Raw genomic sequence first — 22,658 nt, forward strand, 5'->3', positions numbered from 1 at the left:
CCCTGGGCGCCTCGCGGGCCGCAGCGCCCCGCTGCGGGAACTCTTCTCGCGCCGGCTGCGCTGGTCGCTCGCCGGGCTCCTGACCGCGGTCCTCGCCCTGGCGGTCGCGTCCTGGCTCACCGGGGACGACCACCCGCTGCACGCCACGTATCTCACGCTCCTCGACCTGTTCGCCCTCAACGATCCCGCCACGGACGAACCCCACAGCCGGCAGATCCTCCAACTACTCGCCGCCCTGGCCGGGTTGCTGCTGCTGCCCGTACTGCTCGCCGCGGCACTCGAAGCCTTCGGCACCTTCCGTACGGCCGCCGCCCTGCGCCGGCCGCCGCGCGGTCTGTCCGGCCATCTCGTACTGCTGGGCCTCGGCAAGATCGGCACCCGGGTGCTGACCCGGCTGCGGGAACTCGGCATCCCCGTGGTCTGCGTCGAGGAGGACCCGGAGGCCCGCGGCATCCCGCACGCACGCCGGCTGCGGGTGCCGGTGATCGTGGGCGATGTCACCGAGGAGGGCGTCCTGGAGGCGGCGAAGATCCACCGCGCGCACGCCCTGCTCGCGCTGACCAGCGTCGACACCACCAACCTCGAGGCGGCCCTGTACGCACGCTCGGTCAAGCCCGACCTGGGCGTCGTCCTGCGCCTGTACGACGACGAGTTCGCCACGGCCGTCTTCCGCACCCTGCGCGCCGCGCACCCCGGGGCCAACACCCGCAGCCGCAGCGTCACCACGCTTGCCGCGCCCGCGTTCGCCGCGGCGATGATGGGCCGCAGGATCCTGGGGGCGATCCCCGTCGAACGCAAGGTGCTGCTCTTCGCCGCGCTCGACGTCGCCGACCACCCCGAGCTCCAGGACCGCACCGTCGCGGAAGCCTTCCGCCCCGGCGCCTGGCGCGTGGTCGCCCTGGACACCTCTGCTCCCGCCCAGCGCCTCCCCGACCTCTCGATCGGCCCGCCCCCGTACAGCCAGGGCCACACCCCCGGTCTCGTATGGGATCTGCATCCGGGCCATGTGCTGAGCTCGGCGGACCGCGTGGTGGTGGCGGCGACGCGGCGCGGGCTCGCTCAACTCCTGGGGCAGCGGCGGGAGTCGGGGCGCGTGGCCGGACCTCGTACGCCTGGGGCCGCGGCGCCCGGTCAGGAGTGAGAGCTCAACCGTGGCTCGCGATCAGGAGTACGAGGCCGCGGCTCCGGTGATACCCGCCCCGCCAGGCGCAGCACCGCGTGCAGCAGCACGGCCGTCAGCGTTCCCGCCACCACACCGCTCCCCAGCACCGTGCCCACCCAGCCGGGGAACGCTCCGTACAGGCCGGGTGCGACGACGGGTGCGAGACCGATGGCGAGGGCGAGCGCGGCCACCATGGCCTGCGCGTTGTCGCGGAGTTCGGCCCGGTGCAGCATGTCCGCACCCATGACCGCGATCATCGCGTAGACGACCAGTCCCGAGCCGCCGACCACGGGCGCCGGAATGCCCGCGAGCAGACGGGGCAGCGGGGCGAGCAGACCGGCCGCGAGCAGCAGGACGCCCGCGGCCGCGGTCACGTAACGGCTGCGTACGCCGGTGAGTTTGGTGAGGCCGACGTTCTCGGAGCTGGTGACCATCAGCGACGTACCGAAGACCCCGCCGAGGAGGGAGACCGCCGCATCCGCCCGTGCCACCCGCGGCACGTCCTGCGCCGGACGCGGATCCCGGCCGACGGTCTCGCTGTTGAGCACCGTCTGACCGGTGATCTCCGCCAGCGTGGTCAGGCTGAAGATCAGCAGCGGCAGCGCGGCGAGCAGGTCGAACTGCGGTGTTCCGTACGGGAACGGGCTGGGCAGCGCCCAGCCGGCGCCCTCGGCGGGGGTGAACTCCCCGAGGCCGGTCGCCGCCGCGACCAGCGTGCCGGTCACCATCCCGAGCAGCACCGCCGTCTGCCGCCACACTCCGCGCAGCAGGACGAAGGCGGCGAAGGTGGCCCCGATGGTGATCGCCGCCAGGACGACGGCCGAGCGGCCCGGATGCCCTTCCTGGCCGGTGACCAACTGCGCCGCCACCCGCACCATCGCGATACCGATGAGCAGCACGGTCACGCCCATGACCAGCGGCGGGAACAGCCGTACGACACGGGCGTAGAGCGGGAGCACGGCGAGCAGCAGACCGCCGGCGAGGAGCACGGATCCACTGGCCACCGCCGCTCCGTGGTCCTGCGCGATCTGCAGGAACAGCGCGGCCGCCGCCCCGCCGGGCAGCATCACGAACGGCAGCCTGGCGCCGAATCCGTACCGCCCGAGGGACTGCAGGAGCGCGCCGAGGCCGCACAGCACGAGCACCGTGCTGAGCAGCGAGGCGGTGCGGGCGGGCGTCAGGTGCAGGGCCGTTGCGGTGAGGAAGACCGTGGAGATGGGCGCCGCGATCATCGCAAGGACGTGCTGCACGGCCAGCGGGGCGAGGCGCCGCAGCGGGATGCGCTCGTCGACGGGGCTGCCCGCGGAACTGCCGCCGGGGCCGCCCGCGGAGCTCTCCCCAGGGCTGCCGGACCTCTCCACGGAGCCGCCCTTGCCGCTCGTCACGGTCATGCCCCGGCCTCCAGCCACGGCAGCTCCTCGGCCGCGTAACGGTAGGCGCGGAACACGGCGTTGGGCTCGGAGGGGAAGAGCGAGCGGACCGCGGAGTCCTCGTACGCGGCGAAGTGCGGGACCACGTACTCCCAGCACAGATAGCCGTCCGCGGTGACCTCGAAGAGGCGGCCCGCCGGGGAGTCGGTGATCAGGGTGTTGCCGTTCGGCAGGCGCTGGGCGGCGCCCATGAACGGCGCGAAGAAGGACTCCTTGGCCGGGTCGTGGTACTCCCACACCACCTTGCCGCTCCCCCGCTCGATCTCGATGACACGGGAGTACGGGACGTCCGAGCCGGGGCGGAAGACGCCGTTGTCGAAGACGAGGAGGTTGCCGCCCGGCAGCTCGGTCGGATGGTGCTGCTGGGAGACGGTGCCCTGGTCCGTGCGCCACAGGACCTCGCCGGTCGCGCGGCTGATCACGATCACGGCGGAGGTGCTGCGCAGCGAGGCGACGATGTTCCCGTCGGCCAGCTCCGCGACGGAGTTGATCAGGGGCCAGTGCTCGCGGGCGTAGTCCGGGTGCAGGGCGTGCGCGTCGCGGTCGAGGTGCTCGGCGGCGCGCCACGACCAGAGCTCGGTGCCGTCGGCGTCGACCTCCTTGATGGTGTCGGCCCATACAATGCCGCCGTCCGCCTCGGAGCCCGGCACCCCGCCGCGTACCGCCGCCGCGTCGGCGCCGACGAGGGGTTCGAGCCCGGTGTAGAGGATGCGGCCGTCGTCCAAGTGGTGGGCGTCGTGGTGCTGCAGCGGGTCGCGGTGCTCGCGCAGCACGGTGCCGTCCGGGGCGGCCTGGAGCATGACACCGCCTCGGTACTTGTGCCACATCGGGAAGCGCGCGGGTTCGCCCGGCAGCACTCCGTTGTAGGCCAGGTTCCCGCCGGGCAAAATGCGCGCGTGCCGGCCGGGACGGTAGGGCAGCCGCCACTGGTGTACGGCGCGGCCGTGCAGGTCGACGAGGTGGACCTCGCCGGATCCGGTGAGCGGGGCGAAGAGTGTGTAGCCGGGCGAGGCGGCCTCCCCGTCCAGCGCTATGAGGCCGGTTCCTCGACGGCGGCGGGAGTTCTGGTCGACACGCGGCATGGTGGCTGCCCCTCCGATGGTTCAAAGTTTCTTTGATGGCATCAACTGTCTTAGAAGCTAGGGGGAGTTTGTGTCTGCGGTGTTGCTGCCGTACGAAGCCTCCTTCCGCGGGTGCGTAGGCTGGCCGGCGGCGGTGGGGAGAGGGCACAGCGGAGGGGAGCCGGCCATGGCGGACGAGGACGAGGGCGGGCCACGCGTGGGCGCGGGAATCCGCAGGCGGCGCAGGTCACTTGACCTGACCCTCGCGGATGTGGCGGCCCGCTCGGGGCTGTCGTCGCCCTTCCTCAGCCAGATCGAGAACGACCGGGCCCGCCCGAGCATGCGCTCGTTGCAACGGGTCGCGGACGCGCTCGGCACCACGGCGGTGCAGCTGCTCGCCTCGGCGGAGCCACCGCGCACCGTGGATCTCGTACGGGCGGAGGAAGCGTCGGCGCTCGACCCGTCGGACGAGGCACGCGTCCGGCCCCTGGTGCGCGGCCATCACCAGCTGCACGCGCTGGAGTTCACGGGAGATCACGACGGGATGCGTGAATTCCGGCACCGCAACGACGAGTTGATGTACGTGGCGGACGGCGCCGCCGAGGTCGAGGCGGAGGACCGCAGCTACCGCCTGGTGCGCGGCGACACCCTCTACCTCAGCGGCGGCGTCCGGCACCGATGGCGGGCCACGGCGCCCGGCACGCGCGTCCTGCTCGTCGCGGTCGCGGACCACATAGAGGCCACGGGGGACCCGCGGGCCTGACGTCCGCCTTGGCCGAGGGCCGGGCGAACCCCACGCTCGCCAGGGTGAGCGCCAAGCCGAACAGCTGCCGCCCGGTCAGGCCCTCATGAGCGGCCACGACGCCCAGGAGGACACCGGTGACCGGGTTGAGCAGGCCCACGAGACCGACCGTGGCCGCGGGCAGGCGGCGCAGTCCGCTGAACCAGGCCACGAAGGCGAGCGCCGTGCCGACGAGCGCGACATAGGCGAACCCGGCCACGGCAGGAGCGTCGAGCGCCGGCGGGCTCCCCTCGACGATTGCGGCGGCCACGAGCAACACCAGGCCCCCGGCCAGGAGTTGCCAGGACGTCGACGCCAAGGTGCCGGCCCCTTCGCTCCACCGCTTGGCGAGGAGGTAGCCGCAGGAGGACATGGCCATGGCGCCCGCCGAGGCGAGGATGCCCACGGGATCGGCCGAGCCGCTCGCGGTGAGCAGCATGAGGCACACCCCGGCGGCACCGGCGACGGCGGCCGCCAGCTGCCGCGGCCGCGGCCTCTCGCCGACGAGCGGCCACGCGAGGACGGCCATGACCAGCGGGGCCAGGGCCATCACGGTCGAGGCCACACTGGTCGGCAGCCGCTGCGCCGCCACGTATACGAGGGCGAAGAACCCGCCCATGTTGAGGACCCCGAGGACCAGGGACTTCCACCACCAGGAACCGCTCGGCAGCGTCCGGCTCAGGGCGAGCAGCAGCAGACCGGCGGGCAGGGCCCGGATGGCCGCTCCGTAGAGCGGTCGGTCCGGCGGCAGGAACTCGCCCGTGACGTAGTAGGTGGTCCCCCATGCCACCGGAGCCACCGCCGTGATCATCGACCACCGCCATATACCTTCCATGGAAGGCAATATAGCTTCCACGGAAGGTATAGTGCCTGTCGTGACCGAAGACGGCTCCCAGCTCATGACGGAAGACAGCACCCAGCCCCTGGACCACGTCGCCCGCATCCAGGCCGAGTGGGCCCGCGAGCGCCCCGACGTGGACGTGACCCCGCAGGCCGTCATCGGCCGGCTGCACCGCCTGGGCGCCCTGCTGACCCGGCAGTTGTGCCTCGTCTACGACAAGTACGGCCTGAGCGAAGGCGAGTTCGACGTACTGGCGGCGCTGCGGCGCGCCGGACGTCCCTACGAGCGGGCACCCGGTGAACTGGCCGCGCACACCATGGTCACCACAGGCGCGATGACCAAGCGCATCGACCGCCTGGAACGCAACGGCCTGGTCACCCGGCGCCGGTCGGCCGAGGACGGCCGCGCCCGCGTGGTCGCGCTCACGCCGGCAGGACGCAAGCTGATCGACCGCGCCTTCACCGACCACATGCGCAACGAACGAGCCCTCCTGGACGCCGTCTCCCCCGAGGAGGCCGCTCAGCTGGAGACGCTCCTGACCGCCTGGCTGGCCCGGCTCGACACCCCCGCCGGCCCCGCTTGATACCCGTCCGACCGGCCGCAGCCGCCCGTCGCGACCCGAGGAGCGCCCCTCCCTCCTGGAGTGGCGAGCCGGACGAAGATCCCTGAGTCTTATGGAGTGCCTCCGAACGGACCGGGTGCGCCGCGGAGCGTCGCGCCCCTTGGTCCCGGCAGGCCCGTTTCCGCCTGAGGTGTACGCGCTGCCCGTCGTACACGCGGATGGACTCCAGGAAACACTCCCGGAAGGACTCACATGCCTGTCCTGTGCTGCCCTGCCGTAGACGTCCCCGAGCACGTCATCACGCTCGAAGAGACCCTCGAGTTGGCCGAACGCATCCACGCCGAACATGACGAGCTCCCCTTGGCGCTGAAGCTCATCACGAACACCGGTGTACAGACGCGTCACCTGGTGCAGCCCATCGAGACCACCCTGCGGCACCCCGGCTTCGAGGAACGCAACCAGGTCTACGAGCGTGAGGCCAAGGCCCGGATACCGGCCGTCGTCGAGCGGGCCCTGCGGCAGGCGGATCTCACCGCCGACCAGATCGACGCACTCATCTACGTATCGTGCACGGGGTTCACGATGCCCTCCCTGACGGCATGGATGATCAACAACCTGGGGTTCAGGTCCGACACCCGGCAGCTGCCCATCGCGCAGCTGGGCTGCGCGGCCGGCGGGGCCGCCATCAACCGGGCGCACGACTTCTGTGTCGCCCACCCTGGCTCCAACGCCCTCATCGTGGCCTGCGAGTTCTGCTCGCTCTGCTACCAGCCCGATGACATCACCGTGGGAAACCTGCTCTGCAACGGCCTGTTCGGAGATGCCGTCGCCGCGGCGGTGGTCCGTTCCGAAGGCGACCGCGGGGTGCTCTTGGAGCGCAACGGCTCCCGTCTGGTCCCGAATACGGAGGACTGGATCGCCTACGCGGTCAAGGCCACCGGGTTCCACTTCCTGCTCGACCGCCGCGTACCGGGCACGATGGAGCAACTGGCGCCGTCCCTGCGGGAAGTGGCCGCCGAGCAGGGCTGGAACGCCGAGGCCCTCGACTTCTACGTCATCCACGCCGGCGGTCCCCGCATCCTGGACGACCTGTCCCGCTTCCTCAAGGTCGCGCCGGACATGTTCGCCTGCAGCCGCGCCACCCTCACCCAGCACGGCAACATCGCCTCGGCCGTCGTACTGGACGCGCTACGACGCCTGTACGGCACGGAGAGCGTGCCGGTGGGCGCCCGCGGCCTCATCGCCGGGTTCGGCCCCGGTATCACCGCCGAGATCACGCTCGGCACCTGGCTGGGCTGATACGCCCGCCCCTCACGTACCCACCCTCGCGTACCCCACGAAGCGGCGTTCGCGCCACGGCACCCCATGCCGTGATCCGGCCCCGACCTCAACCTCGATCTCGATCTCGACGAGAGGAACATCAGCATGTCCACCAACACCCCGTACAACCCGCAGCAGTTGACCATCGGCGGCGACATGACCGTCAACCGTCTCGGCTACGGGGCCATGCATCTGACCGGCCACGGCATGTGGGGGCCGCCCGAAGACCCCGACCAGGCGGTCGCCGTGCTGCGCCGGGCCGTGGAGCTCGGCGTCACCTTCATCGACACCGCCGACTCGTACGGACCCGGCGACAACGAGCGCATCATCCGCAAGGCACTGCACCCCTACCCGGATGACCTGGTCATCTCGACCAAGGGCGGGCTGCTGCGCTCGGGGCGCGACGACTGGCTCGAGGACAAGGGCGCCCCGTACATCACCCCGTGCGGCCGCCCCGAATACCTGCGCCAGCAAGTCGAATTGAGCCTGTTCAACCTGGGTGTCGAGCGGATCGACCTGTACCAGCTGCACAGCATCGACCCCACCGTGCCGCTCGCCGACCAGTTCGGTGAGCTGGTCCGGTTGCAGCAGGAAGGCAAGATCCGCCACATCGGTCTTTCCGGACAGCCCGGGGTCACCCTCGACGACCTCGCCCACGCGAACGCCCACGCGGAGATCACCGCGGTCGAGAACCTGTACAACATCGTCGACCGCGCCGGCGAGGACGTCGTACGGCACGCGGAGCAGCACAACGTGGCCTTCATCCCGTGGTTCCCGCTGGGCCACGGCGGCCTGGTGGGCCCCGACAGTCCGCTGCGGCCGATCGCCGAGCAGTACGGCGCCACGCCCGCGCAGCTGGCCCTGGCCTGGCTGCTCCACCACTCACCGGCCACGCTGCTCATCCCCGGCACCACCTCGGTCAGCCACCTGGAACTCAACATGAAGGCGACCGGACTGCACTTCAGCGCCTCGGACATGGAGGCCATCACGGCCGCCGTCGACGCGGCCGAAGTCCCCGTCTGGCGGCCGGAACCGGCTGTCGCCTGAGCCTTGGCATCCCTGTGGAAAGGCAGTACCGATGACCAGCACGCACCCGAACGCCCTCAAGCTGCGCGAGCTGTACGAAGACCTGTCCAGGATCGGGGAGTTCGTGCACGACGACGTGGTGCTGCATCCGGCCACCCGGGCCGTCGACCCCACTGTCGGTGACCAGGTGGGCCGGGAAGCGGTCGTCCAGTGGGAGCGCGATCTCCTCGGCGCCACCGGCGACACCCTGGTCATGAACGTCCAGGACATCACCGCCAATGACCAGTTCGGCACGGTGCTCGGGACGCTCGAAGGGCGTTTCGGTGACATTCCCTTCGCCCAGGCCTTCTGCGGCGTATGGCGCTTCGAGGACGGCAGGGTCACCGAGCACTGGGAGAACATCTACACCCCGAACCTGCTCGCCTCCCTCGTCCAGGTCGCCCCCAGCAGGGCGTGAGAGAGGAAACACGAGATGACCGAGAGCACCGAAACGGCCGAGCTGCCGGACGACCTGATGGCCCCGTCCCTCGAGGCGCGCTGTGAGGCACTCGACGCACTCAAGGACTCCGTACGGATGACAGGAGGCGACGCGGCGGTCGAGCGTCAGCATCAGCGGGGCAAGCTCACGGTCCACGAGCGGCTCGAACTCCTCATGGACAAGGGGTCGTTCAGGGAGCTTCAGGGGCTTCGCCGGCACCAGGCCACGGGCTTCGGCCTGGAGAACCACCGGCCGCACTCCGACGGGGTGGTGACGGGCTGGGGCACCATCCACGGCCGCACCGTCTACGTGTACGCCCACGATTTCCGCGTGATGGGCGGCTCGCTCGGCGCCACGCACGCCGCCAAGATCCACCGTGTGATGGACCTCGCCGAGGCGTCGGGCGCGCCGCTGATCAGCCTCAACGACGGGGCGGGCGCCCGCATTCAGGAGGGGGTGTCAGCGCTCAACGGGTACGGCGGAATCTTCCTGCGCAACGTCCGCAGCTCCGGGGTCATCCCCCAGATCAGCGTCATCCTGGGGCCGTGCGCCGGCGGCGCCGCCTACTCCCCCGCCCTGACCGACGCCGTGTTCATGGTCCGGGGCATCGGCCAGATGTTCCTGACCGGCCCCGCCGTCGTCAAGGCGGTCACCGGTGAGGACGTCACGATGGAGGACCTCGGCGGCGCGGATCTGCACGGCTCCGTCTCCGGTCTCGCGCAGTTCGTGCACGACGACGAGGAGAGCTGCCTGGAGGAGGTCCGCAGGCTGATCTCCTTCATTCCGCACAACAACCGCTCGGCCGCGCCCGAGTACTTCTGCCAGGACCCCGTGGACCGCCGCAACGACGTCCTGACCGACCTGGTCCCCACCGACGGCAACCGCTGCTACGACATGCTCCAGGTCATCGAGGAGGTCGTCGACGAGGCCAACTTCATGCAGGTGCACGAGACCTGGGCCCGCAACATCCTGTGCGGCCTCGCCCAGATCGGCGGCCAGACCGTGGGGATCGTGGCCAATCAGCCCGCCCACCTCGCCGGCGTCCTGGACATCCACGCCTCGGAGAAGGCGGCCCGCTTCGTCCGGCTGTGCGACGCCTTCAACATTCCTCTGGTCACGCTGGTCGACGTTCCCGGCTTCCTGCCCGGGACCGACCAGGAGTCCGGCGGCATCATCCGGCACGGCGCCAAGCTCCTGCACGCCTACTGTGCGGCCACCGTGCCCCGTATCCAGGTCATCGTCCGCAAGGCGTACGGCGGCGCGTACATCGTCATGGACTCCCCGGCGATCGGCAGCGATCTCTCGCTCGCCTGGCCCACCAACGAGGTGGCGGTCATGGGCCCGGAAGCCGCGGCGGAGATCGTCTTCCGGCACGACATCGCGGCGGCCGACGACGCCGAGGAGGCCCATGCCCGGTACGCCCAGGAGTACCGCGACCGCCTGATGCATCCGCTGCACACGGCCGAACTCGGCTATGTCGACGACATCATCGATCCCCGTGACACCCGCCGGGTCCTGGCCGAGTCCTTGGCCGCCCTGCACACCAAGCGTGCGCAGCTCAGCCATCGAAAGCACAGCATCAGCCCGCTGTGACCCTCATATGCCGGTCACAGCCCGCTGTGACCGCCGTATGCCCGCGCCCTGCCAGGCCCGGCGTACGCCAGCCCGAGGAGCCGAAGATGACGAGCATCAACATGCTCGGCGCGCATCTGCGCAAGGAGCTGACCATCCTCACCCCCACCTGCACGGCCGAGGACCGCGAGGCCGTCATCCGAGCCCTCTGCCAGCACCTCGCCACCACCACCGCCCCACCTGCCGGCCCCCGTCTGCTCCCCGGCACGACGGCGTACCAGCCGCCGACGTCGTGGACCAGCCCGCCGGCGGCCGACTGATCAAGTCCTCAGGTGACGTCGAGGGTGCACCTGCTCCGCGTGACCGAACTCGTCCCCACATAGACATCGACCGCGCCCGGCTCCACCACGAAGACCCCCGTCGGGTCCCCGGTCCAGAAGCCCAGGTCCTCCGCCGTCAGATGGAAGCGCACCTCGGTGCTCTCACCAGGCGCCAGACGTACGCGCTCGAAGCCGCGCAGGCGCCGGACGGGCTGGACGATCGAGGCGGCCCGGTCGTGCACGTACAGCTGGACGACCTCGTCGCCCGGCCTGCCCCCCGTGTTCGTCAGCGTGGTCGTGACCTCGACCACGGCGCCCTCCCTCAGAGCGGCCGCGTCGATCGCGGACCGGCTGAGCCGGGGGTCCGAGGTGGTGAAGTCGGTGTAGCCCAGGCCGAATCCGAAGGGGAACTGGGGGCCGTCGGGCAGGTCCAGGTACTTCGACACGTACTTCTCGTCCGGCCGCGACGGGTCGTACGGGCGCCCGGTGGTTTCGCGGTTGTAGTAGATCGGGATCTGGCCCGCGGAGCGCGGGAAGGTGACCGGGAGCTTGCCGCCGGGGCCGACCGCTCCGGTCAGGACGTCGGCGACGGCATGGCCGGCCTCGATGCCGGGGTGCCACGCCATGACGACGGCCGCGGCCGATTCGAGCCAGCCGCCGATCGTCAGCGGCCGCCCGGCCACCAGGACCACGGTGAACGGCTTGCCCGTCGCGGCGACGGCGGCGATCAGCTCCTCCTGGTCGCCGGGCAGGCCCAGATCCGCCCGTGTCGCCGCCTCACCGCTGATCGCCGGCGGTTCGCCGGCCACGACGACCACCGCGTCGGCGGCCCGGGCGGCCGCGACCGCCTCGGGGATACCGGCGCGCGAGCCGCCCTCGGCAGGCACCCCCTGGGCATACAGGATGCTCGTGTGCGGGAGCGCGGACTTCAGGCCCTCGACGACCGTGACCGCCGGGAAGCGCTGCCGCGTGTCCGGGATGACCCAAGTGCCAAGGAGATCACCCGAGTCGGCGAACGGACCGACCACCGCGATCGTACGAGCCCCCGGGTCCAGCGGAAGCGCGGCGTGCTCGTTCTTGAGCAGCACCATGCACCGCGCGGCCGCCTCCCTGGCCGCCGCGCGGGTGGCCTCGGTCGGCGCGGACAAGGCCGCGTCCTCGGGCGCGTACGGCCTCTCGAAGAGACCGAGGCGGAACTTCAGCCGCAGGACGCGCGCTACTGCGTCGTCGAGGCGTTCGGGTGCGAGCCGGCCGCTGCGGAGCAACTCCCGTCCATGGTCGGCGATGCTGGTGCTGACCATCTCCATGTCGATACCGGAACCGAGCGCGAGTCGCCCCGCCTCCGCCGAGTCGGCCGCGTAGCCGTGTACGACCATCTCGGCCACGCCCGCCCAGTCGCTCACCACCACACCGTCGAAGCCCCATTCCTTCTTGAGGACGTCGGTGAGCAGATGGGTGTTGCCGTGGGCGGGGATGCCGCTGACGGTGTTGAACGCGGCCATGAAGGTCGCCGCTCCGGCGTCGACGGCCGCCTTGAACGGGGGCAGGTAGAGGTTGCGCAGGCGCTGCTCCGACACGTCGACGGTGTTGTAGTCGCGGCCGCCCTCCGCACCTCCGTATGCGGCGAAGTGCTTGGCGCACGCCGCCACTTGGTCAGCGGATGCCAGATCGTCGCCCTGGAAGCCGCGGACCTTGGCCGCCGCGTAACGGGCCGCCAGATACGGATCCTCGCCGGAGCCCTCGGCCACCCGGCCCCAGCGCGGCTCGCGGGTGACGTCCACCATGGGCGCGAACGCCCAGTGGACGCCGTTGGAGCGGGCCTCGCGCGCCGAGACGGCGCCGTCCGTCTCGGCGACCGCCGGGTCGAAGGCGGCGGCCTGCGCGAGCGGGATCGGGAAGGTGGTCCAGTAGCCGTGGATGACGTCGAGGCCGAAGACCAGCGGGATGCCGAGGCGTGACTCCTCGACGGCGATGCGTTGCAGGGCGTTGCTGCTCGCGGCGCCGAAGACGTTGAGGACCGAGCCGAGCAGGCCCTTGCGGGCCGCTGCCTCCGCGTCCTCGGTGGCGGCGCCCGCGCCCGGTCCTGTGTCCCAGGCCCAGGCGAGCTGCTGGAGCTGGCCGAACTTCTCCTCGACCGTCATCCGGCCGAGCAGTTCCCGGATCCTGTCCTCGTACGGCATGGGCAACGCGTCCTTTCACGGCGGGAGTTGACATGCGGAGCCCGCCTCCCCCGGCCGTCAGGCGCTGAGGGAGGCGGGAGAGCCGGGAGTTGCTCAGCCGAGGTTCGCGTCCTGGTAGACGCGCACCGAGTCGATCTTGAACTCCTGCGGGAAGGTCACACTCTCGTCCGGGTGACCGATCCAGGAGGCGCCCACGCCGGTGTTCATGATGATGTGCATCGGAGTGTTGAAGTAGTCGCCCTGCGGGGCCATCTGGCAGGTCTGCCGCCCGTCCACATAGAAGGTGATCTTCGGTCCGGGCTCCCAGACGGCGCTGTACGTGTGGTAGCCGGCGGACAGGTCGACGGAACTCACATGCTTGCAGCCCTGGTTGGCCCCGAGGTCCGTGCCGTTGGGGGTGTCGGCGTAGTGCAGGGCGTGCTTCACCTCGTACGGGGTGTTCCACATCTCGGCGAAGTCGATCTCGTTGCCGCCGGGGCCGGGCCAGTTGTAGGTCGCGTCGCCCTGCAACCAGAGCGCGGGCCAGATGCCCTTGCCCATCGGTGGCACCTTCGCGACCACTTCGATCTTCCCGTATGTGAAGGAGAACCGGCCCTTCGTCATGACCTTGCCGGAGGTGTAGGCCTTGGTGCCGTACTGTCGCTTCTCCGTCTTGAGGATCAGGTTGCTGCTCGCGGTGGTGGCGTCGAAGGTGGCGTAGGCCTGGTCGGTGCCGGGGCCGGTGGCGCCCTCGATGGCACCCCATTTCTGGGTGTCGAGGGTCCCGTCGAAGGTGTCGCCCCAGATGAACTGCCAGTTGGGGGCGGCCTGTTCGGCGGCAGGTGCCGCGTTGGTCGTGGCTCCGGCCTCGGCGGGTATCGCCACGGCGGCCAGCAGAAGGGCCGCGGTCAGCAGCCTCGCCGTTCTCTTGCGCATCGGACTCTCCTCTTGGTGGGCGGGTGAAGCGGGTTCACGTACAGAGGGCCACTCGCGAAGGCGGTCAGGGCGCTCAGCGCAGCTGGGCGTAGACCGTCTCGTACTCCTTGCGCACCTTGTCGCCGCCGGACTGACGCCAGCTGCGCACGACCGAGGACCAGTCGGACACGGGTTTGTTGCCGCGGACGATCTCGCTCACCGCACCGCTGAGGATCTTCGACAGGGCCTGGCCCTTGGCTGCCTGCGTGGCCGAGTACAGACCGACGGTGGGGTCCTCGACGAGCAGCGGCGCGGCCTTGCGGTGGAAGGCGTACTGCTTGTCGACCACGTCCTTGCCGCCCGGACCGATGACCGGTGGGCTGTCCACGAGGTACTGCATGGGGATCTTGACATCGGTGCCGCCCCGCTCGGTCGGCGTCGGCAGTCCGTCCTTCATCGTGTAGTCGGTGCCGGACGCGCCGAACTTGCGGAACAGGTGCTCCTCGGTGCCGAACGGCGCCGCCATCCAGTTGGCTATGGCGAGAAGTTGCTTGATCCGCTTCTCGTCACCCTTCTTGACGCCGGTGACCGCGAAGCTGCCGGGGCCGGTGAAATGCCGTCCCCGGCCGCCGCCGTCGAACGCAGGGGCGGTCATGGCGCCCACGTCGATGCCCTGGTACGTGGTGCGCAGGATGTCCCAGGCCGCATAGCCGTCGATCTTCAGGGCGATCTTCCCGGTGCCGAACCAGTCGCGGCCCTGCTGGAAGGTGGCGCTGAACGCGTCGGGGTGGAAGAGCTTCTTCTTGACCATGCCGGCGACCGCGTCGAGCGCCTCGGGATACGCATCGGTCTCGACGGCGTTGGTGAACTTGCCGCCCTTGACCCCCCAGCCGTTGGGGGCACCGGCCATCGCGAGCGCGAACATGAGGGCGCCGCCGCCCGCGACACCCGTGTCGCCGAGCGCCCAGCGTCCCGCCTTGGCGTCGGTCAGGCCCTCGCACAGTTCCAGGAACTCCGCGAAGCTCGCCGGCTGCGGGTTGAGGGAACGTTCGGAGATCAGGTCGTCACGGGTGAACATGATGTTGCCGATGCTCGCCCGTGGCGTGGGCAGACCGTAGATCCCGCCGTTGGCGATCATCGGCCGCCAGGAGAACTCCGGGATGTTCGCCAGGAACGGGTACTCCTTGACCGCGTCGCCCGAGAGATACGGGGTGAGGTCGGCGAACTTGGCCTTGAGCACGGCGGGCAGGTTCGGGGTCCAGGACTGGAGCATCACCAGGTCGGGCAGGTCCCCGCCGGCCAGCGTCGTGGTCAGCTTGGTGCCGTAGTCGGCGTCCGGGACGATGTTGAACGCCAGCTCCGCGCCGACCCGTTCGTTCAGCTGCTGCCAGTAGCGGTTGCTGCCGGCGCCCGGCGGCACCGGCGTGAAGGTGTTGACCAGGATGCTGACCTTCCCCGCCCCCTCGGCGGGCTTGCCTGACGCGGCGCGGACCAGGTCGGACGGATAGCCGTAGAAGCCGGGCAGCAGGTTCTCCCCTGCCGGCAGGTCCGGGTCGACCCCGGTGAACGGGACGTACGTCGGCAGCTTCAGCTTGGCGTTGGCGGCAGCGGTGTCCGTGCCGTCGGCGCCGCCGCCGCACGCCGTGACGAGCGGCGCCGCGGCGGCCGCGAGTGACAACGCGCCTGCGCCGCGCAGCAGTCCACGGCGGCTCACGAGTCGGTCCTTGTTCACGTGCGGGTCTCCCCTCCAGGACGGTGTGCGCCCGGCTCCAACACGGCCGGCGCACCCTTGAATCCACCGTGATAAAGCGCATCACCAGTTGGCGACGGACCCTAGGACTGGGTTTCCAGGCTGTCAACACCTCGTAAAACAAATGCCTGTTGAGAGATGTGTTGACCCGTCAGCAACCTCTGGCTAGCGTGTGCGGCCTCAACTGATAATGCGCGTAATCAGATTGGATCCCGCTACATGAATGGCACGGAGCCTCCCCGCAAGCGACCGACGCAGGCGGACGTGGCCCGGCTGGCGAAGGTGTCGCCCGCCGTGGTCTCCGCGGTCGTCAACGGCCGTTCGGGCGGGGGCGTCCGGGTGGGCGACCGCACCGCGGCCCGGGTCGAGCAGGCGATCCGGCAGCTCGGCTATGTGCCCAACGTCGCCGCACGGAACCTGGCCGGCGGCCGCAGCGACATCATCGGGGTGTTCACCTACGAGGCGCTGTTCCCGATGGACGCGATGAGCTTCTACCACCCGTTCCTGATGGGGGTGGAGGAGGCGGTGGAGGAGCTCGACTGCCATCTGCTGCTCTTCACCGGCTCGCATGTGGACGGCCGGCGCAGGGCGATCTACAAGAACGGGATCAACACCCTGCAGCACGCCGACGGCGCGGTCATCGTCGGACAGGCCGAGAACCGCGAGGAGTTGACCGCGTTGCTCCGCGAGGGCTTCCCCGCGGTCTTCATCGGCCGCCGCGAACTGCCCGGCGCCGAGGCCTCGTACGCGGCGGCCGACTACAGCGGTGCCACCCGCGGTCTCGTGGAACGGATCAGCGGGCTCGGCCACCGCCGGATCGCGCGGCTGCACGGCGGCTCGGCCCATGAGTCGATCGTGGACCGCGACGCGGGCTTCGCCGCCGCGCGCGAGCAGCTCGCGGGCCGGCTCGACGCCGCGGACGTGTTCGTCACACCCCACTCCGGCGCGGTGACCGAACTGGTCCCCCGTCTCGTCGAGCAGGGCTACACCTGCCTCATCGCGGACGACTGCGACCGGGCCGACGACGCCTGCGCCGCGGCGGAGCAACTCGGCCTGTCCGTGCCGGGCGATCTGTCCGTGGCGGCGCTCAGTGAGTTCTCCCTCGCCCCGACGGCCCGCGATGTCACCACCGTGGTGACGCCCGGCCGGGAGATGGGCGCCGCGGCGGTACGGCTGCTCGCGGACATCCTCAAGAACCCCTCGGACCGATCACCGCGCCGCACCGTCCTCGACTGCGGCCTCCACGACGGCGGCACGCTGGCCGCGCCCCGCGCCTGAAGCCCGCTGCCCATCCCCCGCGCCCCCTCTCTCGGTCGCCCCCAACAAGGAGCCTTCATGCAGGAGTTGAACTGCGATGTCCTGGTCATCGGCGGCGGACTCGGCGGCGTCGCCGCCGCGCTTGCCGCCGTGCGCATGGGCCGGCAGGTCGTCCTCACCGAGGAGACCGACTGGCTCGGCGGCCAGCTGACCTCGCAGGCGGTGCCCCCGGACGAGCACCCGTGGATCGAGCAGTTCGGGTGCACAGCCACCTACCGCCGGCTCCGTGACACGATCCGCTCGTACTACCGGCGCGCCTACCCGCTGACGGAGTCGGCGCGTGCCACCGAGTACCTCAATCCCGGCCAGGGCGTGGTCAGCCGGCTCTGCCACGAGCCCCGGGTCGCCGTGGCGGCGATCGACGAACTCCTCGCGCCGCATCGCTCATCGGGGCGGCTTCAGGTTCTGCTCCAGCACCGGCCGGTCGCCGCCGAAACGGAGGGCGACCGGGTCACATCCGTACGGCTCCTGGACACCGGCACCGGCCGCGAACTCACCGCCTCCGCCCCGTACATCCTCGACGCGACCGAGGACGGAGAGCTCCTGGAGCTGGCCGGCGTGGAGCATGTGACGGGCTCGGAGAGCCGCGCCGACACCGGCGAGCCGCATGCGCTCGACGGTCCGGCGCAGCCGCTCGACCAGCAGTCCTTCACGTACTGCTTCGCCCTGGACCACCGGCCCGGCGAGAACCACACCATCGACCGGCCGCGGATGTACGGCTTCTGGCGCGACTACGCGCCGGATTTCTGGCCCGCGCCGCTGCTCAGCTGGTCACAGGTGTCGCCCGAGAAGCTCTTCCGGTACGAGAAGAACGTCTTCGAACCGGACAGGGATTTCGACCTGTGGCGCTTCCGCCGCATCCTGCACGGTCCGCACCTGGTGGAGGGGGACGCCTCCCGGGACATCACGCTGGTGAACTGGCAGCAGGTGGACTACTGGCTGGGCCCGGTGATCGGCGTCGACGCGGCGGAACGCGAGCGGCACCTGGACGCGGCCAAGCAGCTCAGCCTGTCCTTCCTGTACTGGATGCAGACCGAGGCCCCCACCCACGACGGCGGCACAGGCTACCCAGGGCTGCGCCTTCGCCCTGACGTGGTGGACACGGCGGACGGCCTCGCCAAGTACCCGTATCTGCGCGAATCCCGCCGTATCCGGGCCGAGTTCACCGTGACCGAACAGCATGTCGGGGTGGCCGCCCGCGGCGAACTGGAAGGTGCGGAGGAATTCCGTGACTCCGTCGGCATCGGCAGCTACCGCATCGATCTGCACCCCTCGACCGGCTCAGTCGCCGGGCCGCGCCAGTACATCGACGTGGAGAGCTGGCCGTTCCAGATCCCGCTCGGCGCGCTGCTTCCGGTGCGGGTGGAGAACCTGCTGCCCGCGGCGAAGAACATCGGCACCACCCACATCACCAACGGCTGCTACCGGCTGCACCCCGTCGAGTGGAACATCGGCGAAGCCGCGGGCGCGCTGGCCGCGTACTGCCTGGAGACCGGCTCGGCGCCCCGTCAGGTGCATGCCGACCCGGTGAAGCTCGACGAGTACCAGAAGCTCCTCACCGACCTCGGCATCGAGCTCAGCTGGCCGCGCGAGGTCCGTACCCAGAAGAAATACAACTGACGACTGACCGGATGTGAGGCAGGACGAGATGATTGTGCTCGACAAACCGGTCGCCGCACAGGAGGCCGTCGAGGCCGCGGCGCCACCGAAGAGCCGCCGACGCGGGCGGCTGCGCCGGGACCGGCTGCTCCTGGCGTTCGCCCTGCCCGGCCTCGGCGTGATCCTGTTGTTCCACTACGCACCGCTGCTCGGCCATGTCATCGCGTTCAAGGACTACCAGCCGTACATCGGCATAGCCGACTCGCCCTGGGTCGGTCTGGACAACTTCCAGGCCATCTTCAGCGGTGACGTGGTCTTCCTCAACGCGCTCAGCAACACCCTGGTCATCTCGCTGCTGCAGCTGGTATTCGTCTTCCCGCTGCCGATCGCGGTGGCGCTGCTCCTCAACTCCCTTGTCTCGGAGCGCATCAAGCGCCTCGTCCAGTCGGTGCTCTACCTGCCGCACTTCATGTCCTGGGTGATCGTGGTGGCGATCTTCCAGCACATGCTGGGCAACGCGGGGATGCTGAACAGCTTCCTTCAGGACCACGACCTCGGCAGCGTCAGCATCATCGGCAACCCGTCGATGTTCAAGGAGCTGATCGTCGCCCAGGTGATCTGGAAGGACACCGGCTGGAGCACGATCCTCTTCCTGGCGGCGATGTCCCGTATCGACCCGGCCCTGTACGAGGCGGCGGCGGTCGACGGCGCCTCGCGGCTGCGCCAGCTGTGGCATGTGACGCTGCCCGGCATCCGCTCGGTGGTGATCCTGCTCGCCATCCTGCGGCTCGGCGACGTGCTCAGCGTCGGCTTCGAGCAGATCATCCTGCAGCAGCAGGCGGTGGGCCCGGGCGCCTCGGAAGTCCTCGACACCTACGTATTCAACAACGCGGTCGGCGCCGGCGTCTGGGGCGGATCGGCCGCCGCCGGCCTGGTCAAGGGCGTGATCGGCGTCATCCTCGTACTCGGCGCCAACAAAGTCGCCCATCTCTTCGGCGAACGGGGGGTCTACCAGAAATGAGCGCCTCAGTGACACCGGCCGGTGTGCCGGTACGGACGGCCAAGGGGTTCGTACTCACCGTCTGCTGCCTGCTCGTGATCCTCCCCTTCCTCGCGGTCATCTCCACGAGCCTCGCGGACCAGCAGCAGGTCACGGCGGCCGGCGGGTACGTGCTGTGGCCGGAGAACCCCAGCCTGGAGGCGTACAAGGCGCTGTTCTCCGGGGGCGTGGTGACCCGGGCCGTGGCCGTCTCGGTCGGCATCACGGTGGTCGGCACCACCTTGTCCCTGGCCTGTACGACACTTCTGGCGTACGGGCTGTCCCGGCCCGGCAGTTACGGCAGCAAGCCGATCCTGATGCTGCTCCTGTTCAGCCTGCTCTTCACGCCCGGCATCATCCCGATGTACCTGACGGTCAAGCAGCTGGGCCTGCTGGACAGTTACTGGTCGCTGATCCTGCCGACCCTGATCAACGCCTTCAACGTGATCGTCATGCGGGCGTTCTTCCTCGACCTGCCCCAGGAACTCCTCGACTCGGCGAAGATCGACGGCGCCGGCGAACTGACCGTCCTGACACGGATCGTGATGCCGCTCTCGAAGGCGATCATGGCGGTGATCGGCCTCTTCTACGCGGTGGCCTACTGGAACAGCTTCTTCTCGGCCCTGCTCTACATCACCGACAACGAGAAGTACCCGCTGTCCCTCGTCCTGCGCACGTACGTGGTCAACAACGCCACGATCGGCACCGGCGACACCGGGGCCGCACTGCCGCAGCAGTCCCTGCAGATGGCCATGCTGGTGGTCAGCATCCTGCCGATCCTGTGCGTCTACCCGTTCCTGCAGAAGCACTTCGCGAAGGGGATCATGATCGGGGCGGTCAAAGGCTAGCCGTCACGCCGCACACGGTGATTTCAACCAACTCTTGCGCGGCGTTGGCCTGCCTGTGACCCCACACGCTCCTTCTCACCTCAAGGTCAACAGGGTTCTCAACTTCTCGGCTCACCCAGGAGAACCCGTGAACCCTGACTCAACTCCGGCCCGGCGTACCGTACTTGCCCAGGGAGGCCTCGCAGCCCTGGCGTTCGGCGTCCCCACGCTGCTCGGCGCGCCCACGGCCGCGGCAGCCGAACTCAGCGGCAGCGCAGGCTCCTTGCCTCCCGGCCTGTTCACCCTCGGCGTCGCCTCCGGCGATCCGCTCCCCGACGGTGTCGTCCTGTGGACACGGCTCGCCCCGCAGCCGCTGGCCGGGGGCGGCATGCCGCAGCGCAACGTACCCGTGCTCTGGCAGATCTCCGACTCCCCGCGCTTCGGCCGGATCGTGAAGTCCGGTGTGGAGCTCGCGCGTCCCGAGCACGCCCACAGCGTCCACGCGGAGGTCCGCGGCCTGCGCCCGGACCGCGAGTACTACTACCGCTTCCGCGTGGGCAACGAGCTCTCGCCGGCCGGCCGTACCCGCACCTCGCCCGCGCACGGCGCGCGGGTGACAAACCTGCGTTTCCTGTTCGCCAGCTGCCAGAACTGGCAGGACGGCTACTTCACCGCCTGGCAGCACGCCGCGCAGGAGGACGTCGACTTCATCGCCTTCCTCGGCGACTACATCTACGAGTCGGTGCCCAGAGACACCACGGTCCGCCGCCACGAGGGCACCGACGAGCCCTACAGCCTCGCCGACTACCGCAACCGGCACGCCCAGTACCGTACGGACCCGGACCTGCAGGCGGCGCACGCCCACGCACCGTGGATCGTCACGCTCGACGACCACGAGATAGACAACAACTGGGCCGACGAGATCCCCCAGGATCCCGACAAGCAGACCCCCGAGGCGTTCCGCGCCCGGCGGATCGCCGCGCTCAAGGCGTACTGGGAGCACATGCCGCTGCGGCGTTCCTCGATGCCCCGGGGCCTCGACATGCAGCTGTATCGCTCTTTCTCGTACGGGCAGTTGGCCTCGGTGCACGTCCTCGACACGCGCCAGTACCGCAGCGACCAGATCGCCACGCTGGCCGAGTCCTACGATCCGACGCGCACCATGACGGGCATCGAACAGGAGCGCTGGCTGGTGCGGGGCATGGAGCGCTCGGGCGCCCGCTGGAACCTCCTCGCCAACCAGCTGATGTGGGCGCAGAACGACCGCAAGGCCGGCCCGGAGCAGGTCTTCGACTTCGACAACTGGGACGGCTACCGGGCGCAGCGCCGCCGGCTCCTGGAGTTCTTCGGCTCGGGCCGCACCCAGAATCCCGTCATCCTCACCGGAGACCGGCACGCCACCTGGGTATGCGATCTCAAGCCCGACTTCGACGACCCGGTCTCCCCCGTCGTCGGCGCCGAGATCACCGGCTCGTCCATCTCGTCCGGCGGAGACAGCGACCCGGTGCCCTTCCATGCGACATACGACCCGATCATGGCCGAGAGCCCGCACTGGAAGTACATCGACAACCGGCGCGCGTACGTGCTCTGCGAGGTGACACCCGAGCGCATGCTGGCCTCGCTGCGCCTGGTGGACACCGTGTGGCGGCCCGAGGGCACGTCGGTGTCGACGGGCGCGGAGTTCGTCGTCGAGGCGGGCCGGCCCGGCGTCGAGCTCGCGTCGTCCGCGGCGCCGCCGAAGCCGATGCGGCTGACGGGCCGGCGTTACGAGGTCGACGACGACCAGTTCTGATCCCGCTCTGGGGCGCTCGGCCTCGCGCCACTGAGCCGGGGCCGAAGCCCTGTGCGACGCGGCCGTCGCCTCAGGCCGTGCCCACCGGCAGCACATCCGGCGACAACGCCCCCGCCCGTGCCGCCGCCGCCGTCATCCGCCGCCGGTGGCGGCGGCACAGCACCTCGTAGCCGACCTCCTCGGCCGACCGGTTCACATCGCCGACCACGACCTGCGCACCGTCGACGACCATCTCGCCGCCGACGGTCCGCGCATTGTGCGTGGCCCGCGCCCCGCACCAGCACATCGCCTCGACCTGCAGTGTCTCTATGCGATCGGCCAGCTCGATCAGCCGCTGCGAGCCCGGGAACAGCTTCGTGCGGAAGTCCGTCGTGATGCCGAACGCGAAGACGTCCAGCTCCAAGTCGTCCACGATCCGCGCCAGTTGGTCGATCTGGTCCGGCGCCAGGAACTGCGCCTCGTCCACGATCACGTAGTCGACCCGGCCGCCGCGCGACAGCTCGTCCACCACATACGCGTAGAGGTCCATGTCCACGCCGGCCTCGACCGCGTCCGTGACCAGGCCGAGCCGCGAGGAGAGCTTGCCCTCGCCCGCGCGGTCGTCCCGCGTGAAGATCATGCCCTGCAGGCCGCGTGCCGAGCGGTTGTGGCCGATCTGGAGAGCGAGGGTGCTTTTGCTGGAGCATCCACCATTTCCCGGCATGCCC

20 protein-coding genes are annotated in these 22,658 nt (G+C 70.2%); 13 read left to right on the top strand and 7 right to left on the bottom strand.

Features of this window, described 5'->3' with window-relative positions:
* Nucleotides 1-1,141 (top strand): potassium channel family protein (locus ABT367_RS13465; protein WP_352252758.1); only part of this gene is annotated, 1,141 nt, incomplete at its 5' end.
* Here ABT367_RS13465 and ABT367_RS13470 read toward each other — a convergent pair.
* Together ABT367_RS13470 and ABT367_RS13475 are read right to left on the bottom strand one after the other, a co-directional pair.
* Nucleotides 1,132-2,553, bottom strand: a complete 1,422-nt coding sequence (locus ABT367_RS13470) for a uracil-xanthine permease family protein (protein WP_352252760.1) — start codon at nt 2,551-2,553, stop codon at nt 1,132-1,134. The genes ABT367_RS13465 and ABT367_RS13470 overlap by 10 nt on opposite strands.
* A complete protein-coding gene (locus tag ABT367_RS13475; protein WP_352252761.1) occupies nt 2,550-3,674 on the bottom strand; it encodes an aryl-sulfate sulfotransferase in 1,125 nt (374 codons plus the stop codon). Before ABT367_RS13475 ends, ABT367_RS13470 begins: the two co-directional genes overlap by 4 nt.
* A 166-nt stretch (nt 3,675-3,840) precedes the next feature.
* On the opposite strand from ABT367_RS13475, the gene ABT367_RS13480 reads away from it, so the two are divergent.
* Nucleotides 3,841-4,416: a helix-turn-helix domain-containing protein gene (locus ABT367_RS13480; protein WP_352252764.1), complete on the top strand. Its 576-nt coding sequence runs from the start codon at nt 3,841-3,843 to the stop codon at nt 4,414-4,416.
* Here the strand turns inward: ABT367_RS13480 and ABT367_RS13485 are convergent.
* Complete coding sequence (locus tag ABT367_RS13485) at nt 4,310-5,269, bottom strand: EamA family transporter (RefSeq protein WP_352252767.1); 960 nt, start codon at nt 5,267-5,269, stop codon at nt 4,310-4,312. The two genes, ABT367_RS13480 and ABT367_RS13485, sit on opposite strands and share 107 nt — an antisense overlap.
* A 64-nt stretch (nt 5,270-5,333) precedes the next feature.
* Between ABT367_RS13485 and ABT367_RS13490 the strand changes: the two genes are divergently transcribed.
* The 6 genes from ABT367_RS13490 (at nt 5,334) to ABT367_RS13515 (ending at nt 10,553) form a co-directional block, all read left to right on the top strand.
* On the top strand, nt 5,334-5,858 hold the full coding sequence (locus ABT367_RS13490) for a MarR family winged helix-turn-helix transcriptional regulator (protein WP_352252870.1): 525 nt from the start codon (nt 5,334-5,336) through the stop codon (nt 5,856-5,858).
* 231 nt (nt 5,859-6,089) lie between these two features.
* Complete coding sequence (locus tag ABT367_RS13495) at nt 6,090-7,136, top strand: type III polyketide synthase (protein WP_352252769.1); 1,047 nt, start codon at nt 6,090-6,092, stop codon at nt 7,134-7,136.
* Between the two features lie 126 nt (nt 7,137-7,262).
* Nucleotides 7,263-8,204, top strand: a complete 942-nt coding sequence (locus ABT367_RS13500; protein WP_352252771.1) for an aldo/keto reductase — start codon at nt 7,263-7,265, stop codon at nt 8,202-8,204.
* Nucleotides 8,205-8,235: 31 nt separating this feature from the next.
* A complete protein-coding gene (locus tag ABT367_RS13505; RefSeq protein ID WP_352252773.1) occupies nt 8,236-8,640 on the top strand; it encodes a nuclear transport factor 2 family protein in 405 nt (134 codons plus the stop codon).
* A gap of 15 nt (nt 8,641-8,655) precedes the next feature.
* Nucleotides 8,656-10,254, top strand: a complete 1,599-nt coding sequence (locus ABT367_RS13510; RefSeq protein WP_434975458.1) for an acyl-CoA carboxylase subunit beta — start codon at nt 8,656-8,658, stop codon at nt 10,252-10,254.
* 86 nt (nt 10,255-10,340) lie between these two features.
* Complete coding sequence (locus ABT367_RS13515; RefSeq protein WP_352252775.1) at nt 10,341-10,553, top strand: hypothetical protein; 213 nt, start codon at nt 10,341-10,343, stop codon at nt 10,551-10,553.
* Between the two features lie 8 nt (nt 10,554-10,561).
* On the opposite strand, the gene bglX is transcribed toward ABT367_RS13515, so the two are convergent.
* The 3 genes from bglX to ABT367_RS13530 all read right to left on the bottom strand — a co-directional run bounded on the left by bglX (nt 10,562) and on the right by ABT367_RS13530 (nt 15,341).
* The gene (gene bglX / locus ABT367_RS13520; RefSeq protein ID WP_352252777.1) at nt 10,562-12,733 is read right to left on the bottom strand and encodes a beta-glucosidase BglX; all 2,172 of its coding nucleotides are present in this window, start codon (nt 12,731-12,733) and stop codon (nt 10,562-10,564) included.
* Nucleotides 12,734-12,826: 93 nt separating this feature from the next.
* Entirely contained in the window at nt 12,827-13,648 is an 822-nt protein-coding gene (locus tag ABT367_RS13525) for a glycoside hydrolase family 16 protein (protein ID WP_352252779.1), read from the bottom strand.
* Nucleotides 13,649-13,721: 73 nt separating this feature from the next.
* Nucleotides 13,722-15,341 (bottom strand): extracellular solute-binding protein, encoded by a 1,620-nt coding sequence (locus ABT367_RS13530; protein WP_352252781.1) that lies wholly within the window; start codon nt 15,339-15,341, stop codon nt 13,722-13,724.
* 255 nt (nt 15,342-15,596) lie between these two features.
* Between ABT367_RS13530 and ABT367_RS13535 the strand changes: the two genes are divergently transcribed.
* The 5 genes from ABT367_RS13535 to ABT367_RS13555 all read left to right on the top strand — a co-directional run bounded on the left by ABT367_RS13535 (nt 15,597) and on the right by ABT367_RS13555 (nt 21,951).
* Complete coding sequence (locus ABT367_RS13535) at nt 15,597-16,655, top strand: LacI family DNA-binding transcriptional regulator (protein WP_352252784.1); 1,059 nt, start codon at nt 15,597-15,599, stop codon at nt 16,653-16,655.
* A gap of 57 nt (nt 16,656-16,712) precedes the next feature.
* Nucleotides 16,713-18,314: an FAD-dependent oxidoreductase gene (locus ABT367_RS13540; protein WP_352252787.1), complete on the top strand. Its 1,602-nt coding sequence runs from the start codon at nt 16,713-16,715 to the stop codon at nt 18,312-18,314.
* A gap of 28 nt (nt 18,315-18,342) precedes the next feature.
* The gene (locus ABT367_RS13545; protein WP_352252789.1) at nt 18,343-19,314 is read left to right on the top strand and encodes an ABC transporter permease; all 972 of its coding nucleotides are present in this window, start codon (nt 18,343-18,345) and stop codon (nt 19,312-19,314) included.
* Entirely contained in the window at nt 19,311-20,180 is an 870-nt protein-coding gene (locus ABT367_RS13550; RefSeq protein WP_352252792.1) for a carbohydrate ABC transporter permease, read from the top strand. Before ABT367_RS13545 ends, ABT367_RS13550 begins: the two co-directional genes overlap by 4 nt.
* Before the next feature lie 127 nt (nt 20,181-20,307).
* Entirely contained in the window at nt 20,308-21,951 is a 1,644-nt protein-coding gene (locus tag ABT367_RS13555; RefSeq protein ID WP_352252794.1) for an alkaline phosphatase D family protein, read from the top strand.
* Nucleotides 21,952-22,021: 70 nt separating this feature from the next.
* Here ABT367_RS13555 and ABT367_RS13560 read toward each other — a convergent pair whose 3' ends face one another.
* On the bottom strand, nt 22,022-22,654 hold the full coding sequence (locus tag ABT367_RS13560) for a thymidine kinase (RefSeq protein ID WP_352252796.1): 633 nt from the start codon (nt 22,652-22,654) through the stop codon (nt 22,022-22,024).
* Nucleotides 22,655-22,658 lie beyond the last annotated feature (4 nt).

The sequence above is a fragment of the Streptomyces mesophilus genome (assembly GCF_040300965.1).
Taxonomy (GTDB): domain Bacteria; phylum Actinomycetota; class Actinomycetes; order Streptomycetales; family Streptomycetaceae; genus Streptomyces; species Streptomyces mesophilus_A.

Excerpts from the sequence above, each read along its gene's own strand:
- ABT367_RS13495 (WP_352252769.1), top strand. The coding sequence starts at position 6,090 with ATGCCTGTCCTGTGCTGCCCTGCCGTAGACGTCCCCGAGCACGTCATC.
- ABT367_RS13545 (WP_352252789.1), top strand. The coding sequence starts at position 18,343 with ATGATTGTGCTCGACAAACCGGTCGCCGCACAGGAGGCCGTCGAGGCC.
- ABT367_RS13510 (WP_434975458.1), top strand. The coding sequence starts at position 8,656 with ATGACCGAGAGCACCGAAACGGCCGAGCTGCCGGACGACCTGATGGCC.
- ABT367_RS13490 (WP_352252870.1), top strand. The coding sequence starts at position 5,334 with ATGACGGAAGACAGCACCCAGCCCCTGGACCACGTCGCCCGCATCCAG.
- ABT367_RS13500 (WP_352252771.1), top strand. The coding sequence starts at position 7,263 with ATGTCCACCAACACCCCGTACAACCCGCAGCAGTTGACCATCGGCGGC.
- ABT367_RS13550 (WP_352252792.1), top strand. The coding sequence starts at position 19,311 with ATGAGCGCCTCAGTGACACCGGCCGGTGTGCCGGTACGGACGGCCAAG.
- bglX (WP_352252777.1), bottom strand. The coding sequence starts at position 12,733 with ATGCCGTACGAGGACAGGATCCGGGAACTGCTCGGCCGGATGACGGTC.
- ABT367_RS13470 (WP_352252760.1), bottom strand. The coding sequence starts at position 2,553 with ATGACCGTGACGAGCGGCAAGGGCGGCTCCGTGGAGAGGTCCGGCAGC.
- ABT367_RS13525 (WP_352252779.1), bottom strand. The coding sequence starts at position 13,648 with ATGCGCAAGAGAACGGCGAGGCTGCTGACCGCGGCCCTTCTGCTGGCC.
- ABT367_RS13505 (WP_352252773.1), top strand. The coding sequence starts at position 8,236 with ATGACCAGCACGCACCCGAACGCCCTCAAGCTGCGCGAGCTGTACGAA.
- ABT367_RS13560 (WP_352252796.1), bottom strand. The coding sequence starts at position 22,654 with ATGCCGGGAAATGGTGGATGCTCCAGCAAAAGCACCCTCGCTCTCCAG.
- ABT367_RS13535 (WP_352252784.1), top strand. The coding sequence starts at position 15,597 with ATGAATGGCACGGAGCCTCCCCGCAAGCGACCGACGCAGGCGGACGTG.
- ABT367_RS13540 (WP_352252787.1), top strand. The coding sequence starts at position 16,713 with ATGCAGGAGTTGAACTGCGATGTCCTGGTCATCGGCGGCGGACTCGGC.
- ABT367_RS13480 (WP_352252764.1), top strand. The coding sequence starts at position 3,841 with ATGGCGGACGAGGACGAGGGCGGGCCACGCGTGGGCGCGGGAATCCGC.
- ABT367_RS13485 (WP_352252767.1), bottom strand. The coding sequence starts at position 5,269 with ATGGAAGGTATATGGCGGTGGTCGATGATCACGGCGGTGGCTCCGGTG.
- ABT367_RS13515 (WP_352252775.1), top strand. The coding sequence starts at position 10,341 with ATGACGAGCATCAACATGCTCGGCGCGCATCTGCGCAAGGAGCTGACC.
- ABT367_RS13475 (WP_352252761.1), bottom strand. The coding sequence starts at position 3,674 with ATGCCGCGTGTCGACCAGAACTCCCGCCGCCGTCGAGGAACCGGCCTC.